The organism is Azonexus sp. (assembly GCF_036170495.1).
Taxonomy (GTDB): domain Bacteria; phylum Pseudomonadota; class Gammaproteobacteria; order Burkholderiales; family Rhodocyclaceae; genus Azonexus.
This window is the reverse complement of sequence record NZ_JAVHPH010000301.1, coordinates 1-2,688: the sequence shown is the minus strand read 5'-3', so window position 1 is coordinate 2,688 and position 2,688 is coordinate 1. Positions and strand designations below refer to the sequence as shown.

Annotated in this window: 3 protein-coding genes; all 3 read right to left on the bottom strand. The window is 64.7% G+C overall.

Annotated elements, in window-relative coordinates; genetic code table 11:
• Nucleotides 1–629, bottom strand: a 629-nt coding sequence (locus ADADOO_RS11050; protein WP_511277539.1) for an FAD:protein FMN transferase, incomplete at its 3' end; no start/stop codon positions are given.
• Nucleotides 614–1,633 carry a glutathione synthase gene (gene gshB / locus ADADOO_RS11045; RefSeq protein WP_511277537.1) on the bottom strand — a complete coding sequence of 340 codons (1,020 nt, stop codon included), beginning with the start codon at nt 1,631–1,633 and terminating at the stop codon, nt 614–616. The genes gshB and ADADOO_RS11050, both read right to left, overlap by 16 nt.
• Nucleotides 1,634–1,638: 5 nt before the next feature.
• Nucleotides 1,639–2,688, bottom strand: a 1,050-nt coding sequence (gene gshA, locus ADADOO_RS11040; RefSeq protein ID WP_511277535.1) for a glutamate--cysteine ligase, incomplete at its 5' end; no start/stop codon positions are given.

Here is a 2,688-nt window from a genome sequence, read left to right as displayed (position 1 = left end):
TGCTTGCTGCCGAGCGCCATGACGTTGCCGCCAATGTTGATCAGCGCGTTGGTGATGCCCTGGGCGCGCAGGATGGCGGCGGCGCGGTCGAGGGCGACGCCTTTGAGGTAGCCGCCGAAATCGAGGGCGACGTTGGCGTTCCGGCTGCGCACGGTGGTGCCGTCGAGGCTGATGTCGGCAATGGATGGTTTGCTGGCCAGCCAGGCCTTGATCTCGGCTGAGGGCGGCAGTTCGGCCTTGAATTCGTCGGCCTGGAAGCCCCACAGCTTGATGAGCTGGCCGATGCCGGGGTCGAACAGGTAGTCGCCCTTTTTGGCCAGCGCCTGGGCTTCGGCGATGAATTGGGCGAGCTCCGGGCTGACTTCCCACGGTCGACCGGAAAAAATGGCCGAATTTAAAGTCGTCAGTTCGGAGTCCTGCCAGGCGTGGTAGGCCCGGTGCAGACGGTCGAACTCGCGCAGCACGGCGGCGATGGCCTTGCGCCCCTGTTCCGGGTCTTCGCTGACGACCAGCACTTCGACGCGGGTTCCGAAGACGTAGGCCTGCTGTTCCTGCAATGGCGTGCGCCCGCAGGCGGCGAGGAGCAGGGCGCAAAGCGCTGTCAGAAAAAGTTTCAGCTGAGGCCGCATGCGCGTTCGATGGCGGTGATGAAGGCGCCGGCCGCATCGAAACCCGACTGCTGACGGATTTCGACCATGCAGGTCGGGCTGGTGACGTTGATTTCGGTGAGCCGGTCGCCGATGACGTCGATGCCGACCAGCATCAAGCCGCGCTTGAAGAGAACGGGGCCAAGCGCTTCGGCGATTTCCCGGTCGCTGGCCGACAGTTCCTGGGCGACGCCGGTGCCGCCGACGGCGAGGTTGCCGCGCGTTTCGCCGGCCTTGGGGATGCGCGCCAGGCAGAAGGGCACCGGCTGGCCGGCGATGATCAGAACGCGCTTGTCGCCGTGGCTGATCTCGGGCAGGTAGCGCTGCGCCATGATCGTCCGGGCGCCTTGGTGGCTCAGCGTTTCGACGATGACATTGCGGTTCGGGTCGTTGCGATGAACGCGAAAAATCTGGCTGCCGCCCATGCCGTCGAGCGGCTTGAGAATGACGTCGCGCTGCTCGTCGATGAAGTGGTGGAGTTGCGCCATGTTGCGCGTGACGACGGTCGACGGCGAAAAATGGGCAAATTCCATGAGCGCCAGCTTTTCGGAATGATCGCGCAGCGCCCGCGGCCGGTTGAATACCTTGACGCCATCGGCCTCGGCGCGTTCGAGCAGCCAGGTCGCCGTCAGGTATTCGAAATCGAAGGGCGGGTCCTTGCGCATGATGACGGCGTCGAAGGTGGTCAGCGCCTGCCATGTCCGGCCGGTTTCGCGGTGCCAGTCGTGGTCGTCAGGGCGCAGGTGGAGATGCACCGCCTCGCCGAGCACACCGCCGGCCTGGCCGGCCTCCGGCTTGCGCCAGCCGAGCGTCGCGGCATCGATGGCGAAAACATCGTGGCCGTGGTTTTCGGCGGCACGCATCATGGCTACCGACGAATCCTTCCAGGCCTTGAGGTGGGCCAGCGGATCGACGATAAAGGCCAGTTTCAACGACCGGGCGCTACCGCCGAGCAGGTGTTTGGCAAAGTGCAGCTGCTCGGCCACCGCGCTCAGCCGTTTTCCGGTGCCGTGCGTTCGAGTTCGATCGCCGCCGCCAGGCAGGCCAGTCGGCCAACGACGCCGTAGGCATAGAAACGGTTGGGCGCGGCGTCCGGATTGTTGCAGCCGTAGTCGGGCAGGTTGCAGCCGGTTTCGAAGGCCAGCGGCTCGAAATGCATGCCCGGCGCGTTGAGGTTCTCATCCTTGCCGCGCCCAGTGTGCACACGATAAAAGCCGCCGACGACGTAGCGGTCGATCATGTAAATGACCGGCTCGGCCACCGCCTCGTTCAGCGTTTCGAAGGAATGCACGCCTTCCTGGATGAGCACCTCGGAGACTTCGAGGCCTTCCTTGACGACGCTCATCTTGTTGCGCTGCTTGCGGTTCAGCGCGATGACTTCATCGACGTTGCGCACCGTCATGACGCCCATGCCGTAGGTGCCGGCGTCGGCCTTGACGACGACGTAGGGCGTCTCGTCAATGGCGTATTCGCGGTACTTTTCCTTGACGATGTCGAGCACGGCGGCAACATTGGCGGCCAGGCATTCCTCGCCCTGGCGCTCGTGAAAATTGACGCTGCGACAGACCGAGAAGGCCGGATTGATGCGCCACGGGTCGATGCCGATGGCCTTGGCGAAATCGTTGGCGACCTGGTCGTAGGCGGCGAAGTGGTTCGACTTGCGGCGCACCGCCCAGCCGGCGTGGACCGGCGGCAGCACGACCTGCTCGTGCAGGCCCTGCAGAATGGCCGGAATGCCCGCCGACAGGTCGTTGTTGAGCAGGATGGCGCAGGGGTCGAAACCGTCGAGGCCGAGGCGATGCGCGGTACGCACCAGCGGTTCGAGCAGCAGTTGCTGGCCGTTCGGCAAGTCGACCGTGGTTGGCTGGGTGATCTCCGGGTTGAGCGAGCCGAGGCGCACGTTGAGGCCGGTCTGCTTGAGGATGGCGGCGATTTGCGCAACGTTCTGCAGGTAAAACTGGTTGCGCGTGTGGTTCTCGGGAATGAGCAGCAGGCTCTTCGCTTCCGGGCAGAATTTCTCGATGGCGCTCATCGCCGCCTG